This is a genomic window from Streptomyces spinoverrucosus, from assembly GCF_006539505.1.
In the GTDB taxonomy this organism is placed as follows: Bacteria; Actinomycetota; Actinomycetes; order Streptomycetales; family Streptomycetaceae; genus Streptomyces; species Streptomyces spinoverrucosus.
In genome coordinates this window covers 164744-182855 of sequence record NZ_BJND01000025.1, presented here as the reverse complement: position 1 = coordinate 182855, position 18112 = coordinate 164744, and the positions used below count along the sequence as shown (strand labels likewise).

Genomic DNA, 18112 nt, shown 5'->3' with positions numbered 1-18112 from the left:
ACGCCTCGCCCCGCTCCTGGACAACGACCGTCACACGATCGAGCTGTTCACCGCCCTGCTGCTGTCCCTCCCCGGCAGCCCGATCCTCTACTACGGCGACGAGATCGGCATGGGCGACAACATCTGGCTCGGCGACCGGGACGCCGTGCGCACCCCGATGCAGTGGACGCCGGACCGCAACGCGGGCTTCTCCACCTGCGACCCCGGCCGGCTCACCCTCCCGACCATCATGGACCCGGTCTACGGCTACCAGGTCACCAACGTCGAGGCGTCCATGGCGTCCCCGTCGTCGCTGCTGCACTGGACCCGCCGGATGATCGAGATCCGCAAGCAGAACCCCGCCTTCGGACTCGGCTCATACACCGAACTGCAGTCGTCGAACCCCGCGGTGCTCGCCTTCCTGCGTGAATACGAGGACGACCTGGTGCTGTGCGTCAGCAACTTCGCCCGGTTCGCCCAGCCGACCGAGCTGGACCTGCGCGAGTTCGCCGGCCGGCATCCGGTCGAGCTGTTCGGCGGGGTGCGGTTCCCCGCCATCGGTGAGCTGCCGTATCTGCTGACCCTGGGGGGTCACGGCTTCTACTGGTTCCGGCTCGTCCGAGTCGCATCTCGTATCGGCCGACGACTGTGAGCGTGCGCCGACGAAAGGAGGCGTCACCATGACGAAGACCGCATCCCTCCTGCCGAGCGACAGTGGGCTCACCGCGTCCATGTCCTCACTCGACGGGCTGCTGCGCGAGTGGCTGCCCCGGCAGCGCTGGTTCGCCGGCAAGGACCGGCCCGTCACGGACCTGCGCCTGCTGTCGCTGACGGAGCTGTTCCCGGGCTGTCTGCATCTGCTGGTGCACGCCGGTCACGCGGGCGGGCACACCGCTCTCGCCGGGGTGCCCTCCCCCTGGGGCACTCCCCCGCCCGGGGACTGCTACCAGCTGTTCCTCGGCGTCCGGGAGCATCCGTCGCCGCGCCTGGGCCGGGCCCTGATCGGCCAGGCGCAGGACGGCCCGCTGGCGGGGATGACGGTCTACGACGCCCTTCAGGACCTCCGTTCGGCGCAACTGCTGCTGGAACGTCTGCGGCACCCGGGCACCGCCGGGCCGCTGCGCTTCGAGGCCGACCCGGCCAAGCCGGTCCCGGCCGGACTGGTGCCGCGGGTGCTGGACGCCGAGCAGTCGAACTCCTCGCTGGTGTACGGCGACGAGTTCATCCTGAAGGTATTCCGGCGCATCCAGCCCGGCATCAACCCCGACCTCGAAGTGCCGGGCGCGCTGGCCGGACAGGGCTGCGACCGGGTGCCCGCGCCCGTGGCCTGGTTCCACACCACCCAGCCGCAGGAGGCCACGCTCGGGGTGCTCCAGCCCTTCCTGCGCAACGCCTCCGACGGCTGGACCCTCGCCCTGCACGCGCTCGCCACCGGCAGCGACTTCACCGCCGAGGCGCGTGCGCTGGGGCGGGCCACGGCCGAGGTGCACCTGGCGCTGGCCGCGGCGTTCGCCGCCGGCGGGCGGTGCGAGAACGGGCGTATGGCGGCGGCGATGACCGAACGCCTGGACGCCGCCGCGCACAGCGTTCCGGCGCTGAGGCCGTTCGTGCCCGGGCTGCGGTCGGCGTTCAGCGCGCTGCTGACGTGCGACGCCGGGCCGCCGGCCCAGCGCATTCACGGCGATCTGCATCTGGGGCAGGTGCTGCGGGCGGGCCGCGAGTGGTTCGTGATCGACTTCGAGGGCGAGCCGTCCCGTCCGCTCGCCGAACGGCGCAGCGCCCAGTCCCCCGTCCGGGACATCGCGGGCATGCTGCGCTCCTTCGACTACGCGGCCCGGCAGCGCCGGCCCTGGCGCCCGCAGTGGGCGCGCCGCTGCCGGGAGGCCTACTGCGCGGGCTATGCGGCCCGGGCGGGCTGGGATCCCCGTAAGAAGCACGGCCTGCTGCGTGCTTATGAGACGGATCGGGCGGTGTACGAGGCACTGTACGAGGCCAGGCACCGCCCGGACTGGCTCCCCGTACCCATGGCGGCGATCGAACGACTCGCCGTGAGAGGAGACTGAAAAGCCGTGGCGCTGCGCGACATCTCATCCCCGAAAGGCCCCGGCCCGCTCCCGTCGGCTCGAACGCCCGGCGCGAGCGCGCCCGAGCTGGACCCGGCAGACCGGGAGCGCCTGCTGGCGGGCGCGCATCACGACCCGCACGCCCTGCTCGGCGCGCATCCCGTCCCCGGCGGGATCGCCGTGCGGGCGCTCCGGCCGTTCGCGAGCGCGGTGAGCGTGCTGGCCGAGGGGAAGCGGGTCGCGCTCACATCGGAGGGCGACGGCCTCTTCTCGGCCGTACTGCCGATGAAGACGATCCCCGAGTACACGCTGCTGGTGGCGTACGGGGAGGACGAGTACGAGGTCCATGACCCGTACCGATTCCTGCCCGCCCTCGGTGAGCTCGATCTGCATCTGATCAGGGAGGGTCGGCACGAGCAGCTGTGGCAGGCGCTGGGCGCCGAGCCGATGACGCATCAGGGCGTGACCGGTACCCGGTTCACGGTGTGGGCGCCGAACGCGCGCGGGGTGCGGGTCGCCGGGGACTTCTGCTACTGGGACGGGACGGCGTTCCCGATGCGGTCGCTGGGTGCCTCCGGGGTGTGGGAGCTGTTCCTGCCGGGCATCGGGGAGGGCACCCGGTACAAGTTCGAGATCACCTCACGGTACGGCCACCGGTTCCTGAAGGCCGACCCGATGGCACGCCGCGCGGAGGTGCCCCCGGACACGGCGTCGATCGTGACGGCCTCACACTACGAGTGGGGCGACCAGGAGTGGATGGCGCACCGTGGGGACAGGCCGGTGCACCAGGCGCCGTTCTCGGTGTACGAGGTCCATCTTCCGTCGTGGCGCCCTGGGCTGACGTACCGTCAACTCGCCGAGGAACTCCCAGCGTATGTCAAGGACCTCGGCTTCACGCACGTCGAGCTGATGCCGGTCGCCGAGCACCCCTTCGGCGGCTCCTGGGGCTACCAGGTCACCGGCTTCTACGCGCCGACGGCCCGGCTCGGCACCCCGGACGACTTCCGGTACTTCGTGGATGCCTGCCACCGGGCCGGGATCGGCGTGATCATGGACTGGGTGCCGGCGCACTTCCCGAAGGACGACTGGGCGCTGGCCCGGTTCGACGGGGACGCGCTGTACGAGCCCGGGAACGCGCAGCGGGCGGAGCATCCGGACTGGGGGACGTACGAGTTCGACTTCGGGCGCACCGAGGTGCGCAACTTCCTGGTCGCCAACGCGGTGTACTGGTGCGAGGAGTTCCACATCGACGGGCTGCGCGTGGACGCCGTCGCCTCGATGCTCTACCTGGACTACTCGCGGGACTCCGGCCAGTGGACGCCGAACGTCCATGGCGGGCGGGAGGACCTGGACGCGGTGGCGTTCCTGCAGGAGATGAACGCGACGGTGTACCGGCGGGCGCCCGGTGTCGTGACGATCGCCGAGGAGTCCACGGCCTGGGGCGGGGTGACCCGGCCGACCGACAGCGGCGGCCTGGGCTTCGGGCTGAAGTGGAACATGGGCTGGATGCACGACTCGCTCGAATACATGAGCAAGGAGCCGATCCACCGCAAGTACCATCACCACGAGATGACCTTCTCGATGATCTACGCCTACAGCGAGAACTACGTGCTGCCCATCTCGCACGACGAGGTCGTCCACGGCAAGCAGGCGCTGGTCACCAAGATGCCCGGCGACTGGTGGCAGCGCCGCGCCAACCACCGCGCGTACCTCGGCTTCATGTGGGCCCACCCGGGCAAGCAGCTGCTGTTCATGGGGCAGGAGTTCGCCCAGGGCGGCGAGTGGTCCCAGGAGCACGGCCCCGAGTGGTGGCTGCTCGACCCCGGCCACTTCGCCGCGGGCGATCATCGCGGGGTGCAGGACCTGCTCCGCGACCTCAACGCCCGCTACCTGGCCACGCCGGCGCTCTGGCAACGCGACACCGACCCGGGCGGTTTCCAGTGGGTGGAGTGCGACGCGGCCGACGACAACGTCTTCGCCTTCCTGCGGTACGACGAGCAGGGCAGCCCCCTGCTGGCGATCTCCCACTTCTCCCCCGCCGTCCGGCACGACTACCGCATCGGCGTCCCCGACGACGTCCCGGCCTGGCAGGAGATCCTCAACACCGACGCCTTGCGGTACGGCGGCGGCGACATCACCCACCCCGACCCGGTCAAGGCCGAGGCGCAGGAGTCGCACGGCCGTCCCGCGAGTATCCGGCTGACCCTGCCGCCGCTGGCCACGGTCTGGCTGCGCCCGGCCTGACGGCGGCCGCTCACGGCCTTCAGGTGTCCGAGTGGCCTTCCAGGGGCATTCGGAGACGTACGACGGGCCTGAAGCCGTCGTAAGAAGGTCGAAGAAAGGCCGCATGACGTGCGCACCGTCGGAGTGGAGGAGGAGCTCCTCCTGGTGGACCCGGAGAGCGGGGAACCGCGGGCGCGGTCGGCCGCCGTGCTGGCGCGTGCCGCGCACGACCATGCCGACGGTTTCGTCTTCGAGAAGGAACTCCACGAGCAGATGCTGGAGTTCAACACGCATCCGCAGACGGACATGGCGGACCTGGGCGCGGAGATCGTCCGCTGCCGAGAGGAGGCGGCGCGCAACGCCGGGGAGATCGGCTGCTCGGTGGCGGCGCTGGCCACGTCACCGCTGCCGGTCAAGCCCGCGGTCGGCGCGCACTACCGCTACCAGTGGATGGCGCACGAGTACGGGATCGCCACGCAGGAGCAGCTCGTCCTCGGTTGCCATGTCCATGTGGCGGTCGAGTCCGACGAGGAGGGCGTCGCGGTCGTCGACCGGGTGCGGCCCTGGCTGGCGGTGCTGTCGGCGCTGAGCGCCAACTCGCCCTACTGGCAGGGCAAGGACACCAGTTACAGCAGTTACCGCAGCCGGGTGTGGCAGCGGTGGCCGTCGGCCGGGCCGACCGAGCTGTTCGGCTCGGCCGAGCGGTATCGCCGGCGGGTCGCGGACATGATGGCCACCGGGACGCTCCTCGACGAGGCCATGGTCTACTTCGACGCCCGGCTGTCCCGGAACTACCCCACCGTCGAGGTCCGGGTCGCGGACGTCTGTCTGCACGCGGACACCGCCGTCCTCATCGCGACCCTCGTCCGCGGGCTGGTCGAGACGGCCTCGCGTGAGTGGCGGGCGAGCCGGGGGCCGGCCGAGCACAGCGTGAGCGTGCTGCGTCTCGCCGCCTGGCGGGCGGCCCGCTCGGGGCTCACCGGTGAGCTGCTGCACCCGGCGGTGATGCGGCCGGCGCCCGCGGAGACGGTCGTACGGGCCCTGCTGGACCACGTCGGAGACGCGCTCAAGGACAACGGGGACCTGGCCCGGGCGCAGGACTCCTGCGCCGAGCTACTGCGGCGCGGCAACGGGGCGCGGGTGCAGCGGGAGCTGCTGGCCCGGACGGGAAGCCTGCGGGACGTCGTCCTGCAGTGCGCGCGACACACCCAGGGGTGAGGCCGCGCGCCGAGGTGACGCCGAGCGCCGGGCTGACGCCAGGCGTCGGGGGCGACGCCGTGCGCCGGACTGACGCCGGACATCGGGGGCGACGCCGCGCGCCGGACTGACGCCGGACGTCGGAGGTCACGCCGAGCGCCAGGCTGACGCCGGACTCGGAAGTGACGCCGCGCGCCAGGCTGACGCCAGGCGCCGAGGGCGCGCGCCGGACTGACGTCGAGCGCCAGAGGCGACGCCGAGCGCCGCACTGACGCCGAGCCCCGGGCTGACGCCAGACGCCGGAGGCGACGCCGAACTCCGGGCTGACGCCAGACCGGAGGCGACGCCGAGCCCCGGGCCGACGCCAGACGCCGGAGGCGACGCCGAGCCCCGGGCCGACGCCGAGCCCCGGGCCGACGCCAGACGCCGGAGGCGACGCCGAGCCCCTGGTGACGCCGGGCGTCGGGTGTGACGCCAGGTGCTGAGGTGGCGTCATGGGGCCGTGGGCCGCTACAGCATCAGCATCAGGCCGTACGCCAGGAAGAAGGCCGCGACCAGTACGGCGACGACGATGATCAGCGTCAGCGGTGCCTTGGCCCAGCCCTTGGGCGGGTTGTGCGTCTCCCGGGGCAGGGCTCCCGGCATGCTGCTCTCCGCGGGCGGGGTCTCTCCAGGGGGTACGGAGCCGCCCGGTTCCAGCCCTGTCGAGCGGTCGGGTTCGGGATCGGGATTGGTGTGACTCATGCCGTCCGAGTCCCCCGAACGCGCCGAGATCATCAAGGCAGAGGGCCAGTTCTCGGATCCCGGCACGAAAGGGTCTGACCTGGGCTAGATTCGCCACCGTCGCTAACAGTTCTCGTCGGCGAGGTCACAGCCCGTACACGTCAGGAGCAGCGCATGCGCGACTTCGCACTCGCTCCCCCCACCGTCGCCTCCATGACCGGCGGGCTCGCCGACAGCCTCTTCGAGACGGCGGCGGACAACCCGACCCTGCCGTTGATCGCGCGCCGCCCCGACCCCTCCGCGACCGAATGGGAGGAGGTCACGGCGATCGAGCTGCGCGACGAAGTGGTCGACCTGGCCAAGGGGCTGGTCGCCTCGGGCATCACACCGGGCCACCGCGTGGCGATCATGGCCCGTACCCGCTACGAGTGGACCATCCTCAGCTACGCGCTCTGGGCGGTGGGCGCTGAGGTCGTGCCGATCTATCCGACGGCGTCACGCGACCAGGTCGAGTGGATCCTCCGGGACGCCAACTGCGTGGCCGTGGTCGTCGAGGACGAGCAGGGCGTGATGACCGTCGGCCCCGTCTGCGCGCGGCTGCCCGCGCTGCGACACGTCTGGCAGCTGGACGCGGGGTCGCTTCAGGAGCTGGCGGAGCGCGCCGAGTTCCTCCCGGCGCTCACGGTCGACTCGCTGCGCCGCATCGTGCTGCCGGACTCCACCGCCGTCATCGCCTACACCTCGGGCACGTCGGGCCGCCCCCTGGGCTGCGCGCTGAGCCACCGGGCTCTCGCGAGCCCGTGCGACACCCTGCTGGCAGGCTGGCGTCACACGGCGGCGCCGCCCGGCGAGCAGGGCCGGGTCCTCGCCTTCCTGCCGTTCTCCCATGCTTACGGCCTGATGATCCAGGGCCTGTGCATCCGCGGCGGGCTGCTGATGGCCCACGAGCCGAACCTCGGCCAGGAGGCGCTGGCGTCGGCGCTGCGCTCCTTCCGCCCGACGTACTTCTACGCCGTGCCGTCGGTCTTCGAGAAGCTCTACAAGAACTTCCTGCGGGCGGCCCAGCAGGCAGGCCGCGGCGCCCTGTTCGAGCGGGCCGCGGAGACCGCGCGGGCGTTCGCCGCGGCCACCGAGCGGCAGCGGCTCGGCCGGGGTTCGGGGCCCGGGTTCGAGCTGCGGCTGCAACACGCGCTGTACGAGCGGACGGTGTACCGCCGGCTGCGGGCCGCGCTGGGCGGCCAGGTCTGCCGGGGAACCTCGGGCGGCTCGCCGCTCCACCGCGAACTGTCCCTCTTCTACGAGGGCATCGGCATCTACGTACACGACGGCTACGGCCTCACCGAGACCTGCGGCGGCGTGACCATGCAGCCGCTGGGCCGGGAGAAGTCCGGGACGGTCGGGCAGGCGTTGCCGGGCACGGAGATCCGTCTCGCGCAGGACGGGGAGATCCTGGTGCGCGGGCCCTCGGTGTTCCAGGGCTACATCAACGACGAGGCGGCGACGCGGGCCGCGCTGTGGGGTGGCTGGCTGGCCACCGGGGACCTGGGGCGGCTGGACTCCGAGGGCTACCTGACGATCACCGGCCGCAAGAAGGACATCATCATCACCAGCAGCGGCAAGAGCGTCGCCCCGTCCGCGCTGGAGCAGCGGCTGCGGATGCATCCCCTGATCCACCAGGCGGTGGTCGTGGGTGACGACCGGCCCTGCGTGGGTGCCCTGATCACCCTGGACCCGGAGTTCCTGGCGCACTGGCGGGCGGCCCTGGCGTTGCCGGGCGACGCGCCGGTCCGCGAGGCCCGCGAGGAGAACGCGCTGCGCGAGGAGGTCGCGCGGGCGGTCGCCGCGGCCAACAGCGCAGTGTCGCGCTCGGAGTCGATCAGGGTGTTCCGGGTGCTCCCCGAGCCGTTCGACGTGACGAACGGGCTGCTGACGCCGTCGATGAAGCTACGGCGGGACGCGATCGTGCGGCACTACGCCGCGGAGATCGACGCCATGTACGAGGCACGCTCACGCCCGCCCCGGCTCGCCGCGCCGGAGGAACCGGCCGGGTGGGACGACTCGGACAACGTGTTCCGATGAGCCGCCCGGCCGGCCGCCGCTTGGAGGGACTTTCGGCGCGCGAATTCTCTTTGCGCTCGCGGTGTCGCCGCCTGCTCCGGGAAGCGGTCCGGCGTTCGCGCGGGCAAGGGCTCGCCCCCGGCGAATCGGGTACTCCGGGGCGGAGAGACGCGTAGGCCCCACGGCTACGGGAACCCGCAGAGTGCGACCCCGTCAGACACAGGCTCAGCCTTGCGCACGAGGGGCTGGAAAGGCGAGATGGCAACCGAGCCGCGTTGGGACGAAACACTGGCTGGCCAAGGAATCCCGAGCCGCACGGCCGGCTTCGCCGGTGCGCCTCAGGACGTGACCGGTGCACGCCTGGCCGCGGAGGATTTCCTCCGTGACCTGGCCCGCTCCGCGCCGCCCGCGACCCCGGAGTCCTGGCACGACATCCTGCTGGTCGTCACGGAGCTGGCCGCGAACGCGGTCCAGTACGCGCCCGGCCCCTTCCACCTGCGGATACGGCGGACCTACGACGGGGTGCACATCACCGTCCACGACACCAGCAGCACGCCGCCTGCACCCCGGCCCTTCCACCCCAACACCGGCGGTGGCGGCATCGGGTGGCATCTGATCCAGACGTTGTGCGACCAGGTCAGCGTGGTGAGCGACGATCACGGCAAGGACATCCATGTGTTCCTGCCCTGGTGAGGCTCAACGACGATGTCAGGCGGTACTCGGCTCGCGCGGCGGCAGGTTGGTGTAGTAGTCACCGACCGTCGTCAGATAGTGCGGGTCGAGGGTCTCGCTGTCGGTGCGAAAGCGCGGGGCCGCCTTGACCTCCGACTTGGTGCAGGCCAGCGAGACCGTACGGTGCTCGGTGTCGATGCCGGTGACCAGGCCCACCGGGACCAGGACACTCCTGCCGAACACCCACACGCCCGTGTCCACGACCAGATGGCTCATGCCGTGCGGGTCGGCCAGCCGGTCCACGTGCCCGAGCGTGCCGTCCGTGCCGTCGACGGTGAACCCCGTGAGGTCCTGGCCCTCGACATGGCCGGTGCCCGGTGCGTACGACCAGATTCTGTCGATGGTCACGCTGATGACTCCTCCTTCACGTCGTTCACGCCGGTGTTCCACAGCACCAACTACCCCCAGCGGATTGATCGACGCAGTCCGGCCGTCCCGGATCGCGGCCGGGGCGTGCATGCTGGTGGTCCACCCGTTCGTCTGCCTGCCGCGTCCGACTGGCGGGGCGGCTCCCGGCACGGTGGGATCGATGAGGTGCGAAGCCACGATCCAGGGGCACGCATGGCTTCGAGGCAGACCGCCCGGAACCGCGGAAGGGATGGACATCGTGACACGACCCAGGATCCTGGTGGTGGGCGCGGGCTTCGCGGGAGTGGGGTGCGTTCGGCGGCTGGAGCGCCGCCTCGCCCCCGACGAGGCCTCGGTCACTCTGGTGACGCCGTACTCCTACCAGCTGTATCTTCCGCTGCTCCCCCAGGTCGCCTCCGGTGTGCTCACGCCGCAGTCGATCGCGCTGTCCCTGCGCCGCAGCCGCAAGTACCGCACGCGGATCATCCCCGGCGGGGCGATCGGCGTCGATCTGAAGGCCAAGGTCTGCGTGATCCGCACGATCACCGACGAGATCGTCAATGAGCAGTACGACTACATCGTGCTGGCGCCGGGGAGCGTCACGCGGACGTTCGACATCCCGGGGCTCGTCGACAACGCCTTCGGGATGAAGACGCTGGCCGAGGCCGCCTACATCCGCGATCACGTCATCTCGCAGCTGGACCTCGCCGACGCCAGCCACGACCCGGGCGAGCGGACCTCGCGGCTGCAGTTCGTCGTGGTGGGCGGGGGCTACGCGGGCACGGAGACGGCGGCCTGTCTGCAGCGCCTGACGCACAGCGCAGTCAAGCGCTATCCCCGGCTGGATCCGCGCCTGATCAGGTGGCATCTGATCGACATCGCGCCCAAGCTGATGCCCGAACTGGGCGAGAAGCTGGGGCGCAGCGCGCAGGAAGTGCTGCGCCGGCGCGGTATTGAGGTCTCGCTCGGCGTGTCGATCAAGCAGGCGGGCCCGCACGAGGTGACCTTCACGGACGGCCGGGTGGTGCCCACGCGCACGCTGATCTGGACGGCGGGCGTCGTCGCCAGCCCGCTCATCGCCACGCTGGGCGCGGAGACGGTGCGGGGGCGGCTCGCGGTCACCGCCGAGATGAACCTGCCGGGCAACGACGGGGTGTTCGCGGTGGGCGACGCCGCGGCGGTGCCCGACCAGGCCAAGGGCGAGGAGGGGGCGATCTGCCCGCCGACGGCGCAGCACGCGATGCGGCAGGGCAAGAGGGTCGCCGACAACGTCATCGCGACGCTGCGGAACCAGCCGATGCAGCCGTACGTCCACAAGGACCTCGGCCTGGTCGTCGACCTCGGCGGCCGCGACGCGGTGTCCAAGCCCCTCGGCGTCGAACTGCACGGTCTGCCGGCCCAGGCCGTCGCCCGCGGCTACCACTGGGGGGCGCTGCGCACCAACGTCGCCAAGACCCGCGTCATGACCAACTGGCTGCTCAACGCGGTGGCCGGCGACGATTTCGTCCGCACCGGCTTCCAGGCCCGCCGACCGGCGAAACTCAAGGACTCCGAGTACACGGACTCGTACCTGACGCCGGAGCAGGTCCGGGCCCATGTGGAGGGGGCGGGGCCGGCGCAGGGGTGACGGGGGGGTCGGAGGTTCTTGCACTGTCCCCCCGCCACCCCCGACGGGGCCCGTCAGGCCGCTGCGGAGCCGGGCGGGCGGTGGCCGAGGGCCTCGTCGCGGACGCGGGCGCAGCTGCGGCTGATGAGGCGGGAGACGTGCATCTGGGAGATGCCGAGCCGGTCGGCGATGCGGCTCTGCGTCATGTCCTCGAAGAAGCGCATGTAGAGGATGGCCCGCTCACGCTCCGGCAGGTTGCGCAGGCTCTGCTTGGCGGACTCGCGGTCGACCACCACGTCGTACGAGCCGTCCGGTGCGCCGAGGGTGTCCGCGAGGCTGTATCCGTCGTCGTCGGAGGAGAGCTCGGCGTCCAGCGACAGTGTGCTGAAGCTCTCCAGCGCCTCCACGCCCGTGCTCACCTCGTCCTCGGTCAGCCCCGTGTGCGCGGCCATGTCGGCGACGGTGGGCTCCGGCGCGCCCGGGTTCTGGGTCAGTTCCCGGCGGGCCAGCCGCACCTTGTTGCGCAGTTCCTGGACCCGGCGCGGCACGCGCAGCGCCCACATCCGGTCCCGGAAGTGCCGCTTGACCTCCCCGGTGATGGTGGGCACCGCGTAGCTCTCGAAGGCGCCGCGGGAGGGGTCGTACCGGTCGATCGCCTTGACCAGCCCGAGTGCCGCGACCTGGCGGAGGTCCTCCAGGGACTCGCCCCGGTCTCGGAACCGGCCGGCGATGCGGTGGGCCATGGGCAGCCACGCGGTGACGAGTTCGTCCCGCACGGTGTCGCGCTCGGCCCCGTCCTCCAGGGCGTGCAGACGGGCGAAGAGGTCGGCGGTCTCGGGTGCGTCGTCGTGGCGCCGCCGGGCGGGCGCGGGCGGGGCGGCGGAGTCGGGCGTGCCGGGACGGCTTGTCGACATGTCGATGAGCATGCGGAATCGCTCCTGAACTGTCTTTTCAGGGACTTCAGGGACTGTCCGCGGGAAGGGTGCCGGCCCCGGTCATCCGGAGGACCCGGAGCGCATACCGCTCCCCGCTGGCGCGCCTCCGGTCCGAAGCACGAAACTGCGTCTGCCCTGGCGTCGGAGGAACAAACTCCGGGCATCCGAAGGTCGCTCAGAAAACGGGTACCGCCGCGGTGATGCGCTTGCCGCCCGTGGGCAGGTCGGCCACCTGGACGTCGCACGCCAGCCGGCAGACGATCGGCCAGCCGCGTCCTCCGGTCCGCCGTCGCCCCTCCTCGTCGACCGGCGCGACGACCACCGGCAGCCGGTCGCTGCGGTCGCTCACGGAGACCCGCACCTCGTGCCCGACGACATCGACGTCGACGCCGGTGACGCCACCGCCGTGCAGGATGGCGTTGGTGGTCAGTTCCGAGGCGACGAGGAGCGCGTCCGAGAGCCCTTCCTCGTCGCAGGGGGTGCCGGTGGCCCGGCATCGCCCCGCCACCGCGTGCCGCACCGCCCGGCGGACATCGGCCGGACGGCACACTCCACTTCGGCCGGGCCGGACCTGTCCTGCCGGTTCACCTTCGGGTGCGGTCCACTGTTGCGCGCTCACTTCTCAGCTCCCTGACTGATCGACTCGTGGAGCAACCACTGAGTGGAAAGAAACGGCTCTGTCCGGCGCTGCCCGTATTAGTCGGCTCACCCCCTTGGGCCACACCAAACCCGCGCCCCGGCCATCGATGCCGGACACGGGGGTAGGTGGAGAACATGACCGATGTCGTGGACTCAGACGAGCTGTTGCGGCGCATCCAGCGCGGCCGGGCGTGCGCGGAACAGGAGGAACGCGCGTGGCGGGCGCGCAGTGAGGCCCTGGAGCCGACCGACCCGGCCGGAGCCCGCGAGGCTGCGGTACGGCGGCTGGCGTACGAGGCGGTGCTCAGGGTGCTGGACGAGATCCTGACGCCCGGCCGGCACGCCGAGGTGGGCTGACCGGTCACCGGGCGGCCGGATTGGCGGCCGGGGTGCCGGGAACCCGTCCCCCCATGTCCGTCGATCACACCAGAGCACCCGTGCTGGAAGCCCTCGCCGAGTACCGCCGTACGGGGCGGTTGTCGTTCACCCCGCCCGGGCACAAGCAGGCCCGCGGCGCCGACCCCGCCGTGCGCGATGTGCTGGGGGACGCGGTGTTCCTCGGTGACGTGCTGGCGTCGGGCGGTCTGGACGACCGGCTGAGCCGGGGCCGGGTGCTGGCGCGGGCCGAGGAGCTGATGGCCGACGCGGTGCACGCCGACCACACCTTCTTCACGACGTGCGGCAGTTCCCTGTCCGTGAAGGCGGCGATGCTGGCCGTCGCCGGTCCGCACGAGAAGCTGCTGATCGGGCGGGACGCCCACAAGTCCGTGGTGTCCGGCCTGATCCTGTCCGGGATCGAACCGGTGTGGGTCGAGCCCCGCTGGGACGCGGAGCGGCATCTGGCGCATCCGCCGTCCGCCGAGGAGTTCGCCGAAACCTTCGCCGAACATCCGGATGCCAAGGGTGCGCTGGTCACCAGTCCGACGCCGTACGGCGGTTGCGCGGACCTGCGGGCGATCGCGGCGGTCTGTCACCGGCGCTCGGTCCCGCTGATCGTGGACGAGGCGTGGGGCGCGCATCTGCCGTTCCATCCGGATCTGCCGTCCTGGGCGATGGACGCGGGCGCCGACATCTGTGTGACGAGCATCCACAAGATGGGCAGCGGCCTGGAACAGGGCTCGGTGTTCCATCTGCAGGGCGAGCTGGTGCCGCCCGAACTGCTGAAGCTGCGCGCCGGGCTGCTCAGCACGACCAGCCCGTCGGTGCTGATCTACGCCGGACTGGACGGCTGGCGCCGCCAGATGGCGCTCCGCGGGTGGGACCTCATGGGCGCCGCCCTGGACCTCGCGGCGGACGTCCGGGCCGCCGTCGAGGCGATCGACGGGCTGCACGTCAACGACCGCGCCGACTTCTGCGGGCCGGGCCTGGCCGATGACTTCGACCCGCTGCCCGTCGTCATCGACGTCGACGGGCTCGGGATCACCGGGTTTCAGGCCGCGGACTGGCTGCGCGAGCACCGGGACATCGAGGCGCATCTGACCGACCACCGCCGCATCGGCGCGCAGCTCACGCACGGGGACGACCCGGAGACGACCGGCGAACTGCTCGCCGCGCTCAAGGACCTGACGACCGCCGCGCCCGACCTGGGCCCGGCCGGGCGCGTCGACGTACCGCCGCCGTCCGAGCTGCGTCTGGCGCAGGTGAGCCTGCCGCGGGACGCGTTCTTCGGCCCGACGCAGGACGTGCCCGTGTCCGCGGCGGCCGGGCGGGTCGCCGCCGAGATGATCACGCCGTATCCGCCGGGCATCCCGGCCGTACTGCCCGGCGAACGGCTCAACGAGCCGGTGCTGCGCTATCTGCGCACCGGCCTGGCGGCCGGGATGAACCTCCCCGACCCCAGCGACCCTCGGCTGGAGACTGTCAGGGTGGTGGCGGAGCGATGACCTCACAGTCGCGAGGACGACGAAGTGAAACAGGTCACGTGACCGGCCTACGGGTGGGTAACACACCTCCAGATGGTTTATCGTTCATACATGCGTGGTGGCGGGGTCGATGGCCTCCTCCTCCGTACACCACCCCCAACGGCCCTGGCTGGCTTCCCCCGTCCAGCCAGGGCTTCTCCATGCCGCCGACGTGCTCCGTGCGGCCCGAGCCGCTGAAATGGGCATAGGAACAGCACCGGGTCCCACCGCCGGCGAGGAGCGTTGCGCCATGACCAGAGCGACCAAACTGCTGACCGCCCTGCCTCCGCCGCAGCGAGAGCGCCTGATGACGCTGGCACGGGAGGTGTCCTTCCCCGAGGACAGCCGGATCTTCGAGGCGGGCGGCACGGCCGACCGCTTCTGGGTGATCCGCTCGGGCGCGGTCTCCCTCGACCAGCAGGTGACGTCCGTACAGCGGGTGACCGTGGCCAGCCTCGGTGCGGGCGATCTGCTGGGCTGGTCGTGGCTGTTCCCGCCGCACCAGTGGGACTTCGGTGCGGAGGCCTTCAGCCCCGTGCGCGCCTACGAGTTCGAGGCGCGGCCGGTGCTCGCACTGTGCGAGCAGGACCCACAGCTCGGCATGTCGCTGGTCCGGATCGTCGCCGAGATCCTCGCCTACCGGCTGGAGATGACCCGCGGCCAGCTGATGGAGCAGTACACGATGCACCGGCGCGGCGGCAGCCGCTAGGCACCACGGCGACTCAGACGCGATACCGCCGCAGTTCCGGTGCCGCCGCGGCCAGGGTCAGCATCACGGCGACGACCAGGACGCCGCCGCCCACGACGGCCGTGCGCGCGCCGAAGGCCGAGCCGGCCGTGCCGTGCAGGACGTCGGCGAGCCGGGGGCCGCCCGCGACGACGACCGTGAAGACGCCCTGCATCCGGCCGCGCATCTCGTCGGTGGCGGCGGACAGCAGGATCGCACCGCGGAATACCATCGAGACCATGTCGGCGACACCGGCGGCGGCCAGGAAAGCCACGGCGACCCAGAGACTGGCGCTCAGCCCGAAGCCGGTGATGGCGACGCCCCAGGCGACGACCGCGCCGATCACCATCCAGCCGTGCCGCCGCGCCCGCGAGAAGGTGCCGGAGAACAGTCCGCCCGCCACCGCGCCGATCGGGATTGCCGCGAACAGTAGACCGAGGGCGAGTCCCTCGCCGTAGGGGGCGTACGTCTGCGCGGCGAGTTGCGGGAACAGGGCGCGGGGCATGCCGAGGACCATCGCCACGATGTCGGCGAGGAAGGACAGCAGCAGCACCTTGTGCAACGCGATGTAGCGGAAGCCCGCCGCGACCTCCCGTACCCCGGCGCGCCGCGTCACCGTGGCCACGAGCGGCGGCAGCGCGGGCAGCCGCAGCACCGCCCAGACGGCGACGCACAGCGCGAGGGCGTCGATCAGATACAGCTCGGGCAGGCCGATGACCGGGATGAGGGCACCGGCGAGCAGCGGACCGGCGACGAGGCCGGTCTGCATGACGGTCGAGCCGAGAGCATTGGCGGCGGCCAGTTCGTGCTCGGGGACCAGCCGGGCCATGGAGGCGCTGCGGGCCGGGGCGTTCAGACCGAAGAAGGCCTGCTGGGCGGCGAGCAGCACCATGAGGACGGCGACCGATTCGAGGCCGGTGGCGGCCTGGAGCCAGAACAGCACCGAGGTGACGGCTATGCCGCTGTTGGTGATCAGCAGCAGCTTGCGGCGGTCCATGCTGTCGGCGACCGCACCGCCCCACAGCGCGAACACCACCAGCGGCAACAGACCGGCGAGACTCGCGTAGCCGACCCAGGCCGAGGAGCCGGTGATGTCGTAGATCTGCTTGGGCACGGCGACCGCCGTCAGCTGGCTGCCGACGGCCGTGACGACGGTCGAGGCCCACAGCCTGCGGTAGGCCGGGCGGCGCAGGGGGCGGGTGTCCATCGCCCAGCGCCGCCAGCCGCGCCGGGGCGGTCTGGCGGGGGCGGGATCCTCTGTGGGGTGCTCGGTGCTGCTCTCGCTCGTGTCCACGCGCTTCCCGGTTGCTCGTTACATCTATCGGAACCGGGGATCACTATCGCAGGCCCTTGGGAAGTGCCTGGGCTCAGCTCCCGGCGATGAGCATGACCCCGAGGGCGATCATGGTCGCCGCGACCAGTCCGTCCAGCACCCGCCAGGCGGCCGGTTTGGTCAGCCAGCGGCCGAGCAGCCGGGCGCCGAAGCCGAGCGCGGCGAACCAGCAAAGGCTGGCCGTAGCGGCGCCGATCCCGAACGTCCAGCGCAGCGCGCCCTGGTCGGCGGCGAGCGAGCCCAGCAGGAAGACGGTGTCCAGGTAGACGTGCGGGTTGAGCCAGGTCATCGCCAGACAGGTGAGCACCGCCCGCCGACGCGACCCGGCACTGTCCCCCTCCGTTCGCAGCACCCCCTGGGGTTTCACGACCCGCCGGGCGGCCAGGGCGCCGTAACAGAGCAGGAAGGCGCCGCCGATCCAGCCCACCACGGTCAGCGCGCCCGGCCAGGCCACCACCACCGCGCCGACACCGCCCACACCGAGGGCGATCAGGGCGGCGTCGGAGAGCGCGCAGATGCCGACCACGGCGAGGACCGCCTCCCGGCGGACCCCCTGACGCAGGACGAAGGCGTTCTGGGCGCCGATGGCGACGATGAGCGAGAGGCCGGTGCCGAATCCGGCGGCCGCGGCGGAGAGAGCCTGGGACATGCCATCGACGCTACGGAGACGATCACCGTAGGTACAGCTAAAGATTCTTACGTACCCTTAGCGCAGGTAAATGCCGACGGAATGGGCACGGTGATGACGGAGCTTCCTCTCGACCAGGTGCGGACCCTGCTGGCGGTTGTCGACGAGGGCACCTTCGAAGCGGCCGCCGCCGCACTGCACGTGACTCCGTCCGCGGTCAGTCAGCGGGTCAAGGCCCTGGAGCAGCGCACCGGGCGGATTCTGCTGATGCGGACCAAGCCGGTACGGCCGACGGAGTCCGGCGAGGTCGTGGTGCGGCTGGCGCGTCAGCTGGCCCGGCTGGAGCTGGACGCGCGCGCCGACCTCGGGATGAGCGGTGCCGGTGAGGCGACCCGGGTGTCCGTCGCGGTGAACTCCGACTCGCTGGCGACCTGGTTCCTCCCCGCGCTCACCCGGGTCCCCGAGGAGCTGCGGCTCTGCTTCGAACTGCGCCGCGAGGACCAGGACCACACGGCGGCACTGCTGCGCGAGGGCCTGGTGATGGCCGCGGTCACATCGTCGTCGGTGCCCGTGCCGGGCTGCTCGGTGCGGGCGCTGGGCATCATGCGGTACGTCGCCGCGGCCCGCCCCGACTTCGCCGAGCGGCATCTGGACGGACCGCTGCACGACAGACTCCCGGACGCGCCGGTCGTGGTCTTCGACCGGCGGGACGACCTGCAGGACGCGTTCGTCCGCAGGCTGCGACGCGGCAGCGGCGGCGCGAGCGCGGTACGGCACTTCGTGCCCACCTCGGACGGCTTCGTGGAGGCCGTCGCCGCGGGCCTCGGCTGGGGCGTGGTCCCGGAGGTTCAGGCCGAGCCGCTGCTGGCCTCGGGCCGCCTGGTCCACCTGGCGCCCGACCGGGCCGTGGACGTGCCGCTGTACTGGCAGCAGTGGAAGCTGGACTCGCCCGCGCTGGCGGCGGTGGCGCAGGCGGTGACGGCGGCGGCCGCGCAAGCACTGCGTACGGGGTGACGGTCG

The 18112-nt window shown here is 71.8% G+C and carries 17 protein-coding genes; 11 read left to right on the top strand and 6 right to left on the bottom strand.

The annotated features are described in order from the left end of the window. The 4 genes from SSP24_RS19090 to SSP24_RS19075 all read left to right on the top strand — a co-directional run. Window positions 1-631 (top strand): alpha-glucosidase C-terminal domain-containing protein (locus SSP24_RS19090; protein ID WP_141310852.1); only part of this gene is annotated, 631 nt, incomplete at its 5' end. 28 nt (window positions 632-659) lie between these two features. Continuing rightward, the gene (locus tag SSP24_RS19085) at window positions 660-2042 is read left to right on the top strand and encodes a maltokinase N-terminal cap-like domain-containing protein (protein WP_141310851.1); all 1383 of its coding nucleotides are present in this window, start codon (window positions 660-662) and stop codon (window positions 2040-2042) included. A 6-nt stretch (window positions 2043-2048) separates the two neighbouring features. Then, window positions 2049-4286, top strand: a complete 2238-nt coding sequence (glgB, locus tag SSP24_RS19080) for a 1,4-alpha-glucan branching enzyme (protein WP_141310850.1) — start codon at window positions 2049-2051, stop codon at window positions 4284-4286. Between the two features lie 108 nt (window positions 4287-4394). After that, a complete protein-coding gene (locus SSP24_RS19075; RefSeq protein ID WP_141310849.1) occupies window positions 4395-5483 on the top strand; it encodes a glutamate--cysteine ligase 2 in 1089 nt (362 codons plus the stop codon). A 489-nt stretch (window positions 5484-5972) separates the two neighbouring features. Here the strand turns inward: SSP24_RS19075 and SSP24_RS19070 are convergent, their stop codons facing one another. Then, window positions 5973-6206: a DUF6480 family protein gene (locus tag SSP24_RS19070; protein ID WP_141310848.1), complete on the bottom strand. Its 234-nt coding sequence runs from the start codon at window positions 6204-6206 to the stop codon at window positions 5973-5975. A 153-nt stretch (window positions 6207-6359) separates the two neighbouring features. On the opposite strand from SSP24_RS19070, the gene SSP24_RS19065 reads away from it, so the two are divergent. Both SSP24_RS19065 and SSP24_RS19060 read left to right on the top strand, forming a co-directional pair. Beyond that, window positions 6360-8264 (top strand): AMP-dependent synthetase/ligase, encoded by a 1905-nt coding sequence (locus tag SSP24_RS19065; RefSeq protein WP_141310847.1) that lies wholly within the window; start codon window positions 6360-6362, stop codon window positions 8262-8264. Between the two features lie 237 nt (window positions 8265-8501). Beyond that, window positions 8502-8936: an ATP-binding protein gene (locus SSP24_RS19060; RefSeq protein ID WP_141310846.1), complete on the top strand. Its 435-nt coding sequence runs from the start codon at window positions 8502-8504 to the stop codon at window positions 8934-8936. A 15-nt stretch (window positions 8937-8951) separates the two neighbouring features. On the opposite strand, the gene SSP24_RS19055 is transcribed toward SSP24_RS19060, so the two are convergent. After that, window positions 8952-9323 (bottom strand): PRC-barrel domain containing protein, encoded by a 372-nt coding sequence (locus SSP24_RS19055; RefSeq protein WP_141310845.1) that lies wholly within the window; start codon window positions 9321-9323, stop codon window positions 8952-8954. Window positions 9324-9573: 250 nt separating this feature from the next. On the opposite strand from SSP24_RS19055, the gene SSP24_RS19050 reads away from it, so the two are divergent. After that, complete coding sequence (locus tag SSP24_RS19050) at window positions 9574-10950, top strand: NAD(P)/FAD-dependent oxidoreductase (protein ID WP_141310844.1); 1377 nt, start codon at window positions 9574-9576, stop codon at window positions 10948-10950. Window positions 10951-11003: 53 nt separating this feature from the next. Here the strand turns inward: SSP24_RS19050 and SSP24_RS19045 are convergent, their stop codons facing one another. Together SSP24_RS19045 and SSP24_RS19040 are read right to left on the bottom strand one after the other, a co-directional pair. Continuing rightward, window positions 11004-11855, bottom strand: a complete 852-nt coding sequence (locus SSP24_RS19045) for a SigB/SigF/SigG family RNA polymerase sigma factor (RefSeq protein WP_141310843.1) — start codon at window positions 11853-11855, stop codon at window positions 11004-11006. 184 nt (window positions 11856-12039) lie between these two features. Continuing rightward, window positions 12040-12483 (bottom strand): ATP-binding protein, encoded by a 444-nt coding sequence (locus SSP24_RS19040; RefSeq protein WP_141310842.1) that lies wholly within the window; start codon window positions 12481-12483, stop codon window positions 12040-12042. A 155-nt stretch (window positions 12484-12638) separates the two neighbouring features. On the opposite strand from SSP24_RS19040, the gene SSP24_RS19035 reads away from it, so the two are divergent. From SSP24_RS19035 to SSP24_RS19025, 3 genes are all read left to right on the top strand, one after another. Beyond that, entirely contained in the window at window positions 12639-12860 is a 222-nt protein-coding gene (locus SSP24_RS19035) for a hypothetical protein (RefSeq protein WP_141310841.1), read from the top strand. Window positions 12861-12913: 53 nt separating this feature from the next. After that, window positions 12914-14386, top strand: coding sequence for an aminotransferase class I/II-fold pyridoxal phosphate-dependent enzyme (locus tag SSP24_RS19030; RefSeq protein WP_141310840.1), 1473 nt, complete (start codon window positions 12914-12916; stop codon window positions 14384-14386). A gap of 268 nt (window positions 14387-14654) precedes the next feature. Continuing rightward, a complete protein-coding gene (locus SSP24_RS19025) occupies window positions 14655-15113 on the top strand; it encodes a cyclic nucleotide-binding domain-containing protein (RefSeq protein WP_141310839.1) in 459 nt (152 codons plus the stop codon). Between the two features lie 13 nt (window positions 15114-15126). Here the strand turns inward: SSP24_RS19025 and SSP24_RS19020 are convergent, their stop codons facing one another. Continuing rightward, entirely contained in the window at window positions 15127-16425 is a 1299-nt protein-coding gene (locus SSP24_RS19020; protein ID WP_141310838.1) for an MFS transporter, read from the bottom strand. 73 nt (window positions 16426-16498) lie between these two features. Next, window positions 16499-17113, bottom strand: a complete 615-nt coding sequence (locus SSP24_RS19015) for a LysE/ArgO family amino acid transporter (protein WP_141310837.1) — start codon at window positions 17111-17113, stop codon at window positions 16499-16501. A 90-nt stretch (window positions 17114-17203) separates the two neighbouring features. Here SSP24_RS19015 and SSP24_RS19010 point away from each other — a divergent pair, with 90 nt between their 5' ends. Then, complete coding sequence (locus tag SSP24_RS19010) at window positions 17204-18106, top strand: LysR family transcriptional regulator ArgP (RefSeq protein ID WP_229866316.1); 903 nt, start codon at window positions 17204-17206, stop codon at window positions 18104-18106. Window positions 18107-18112: the final 6 nt, after the last annotated feature.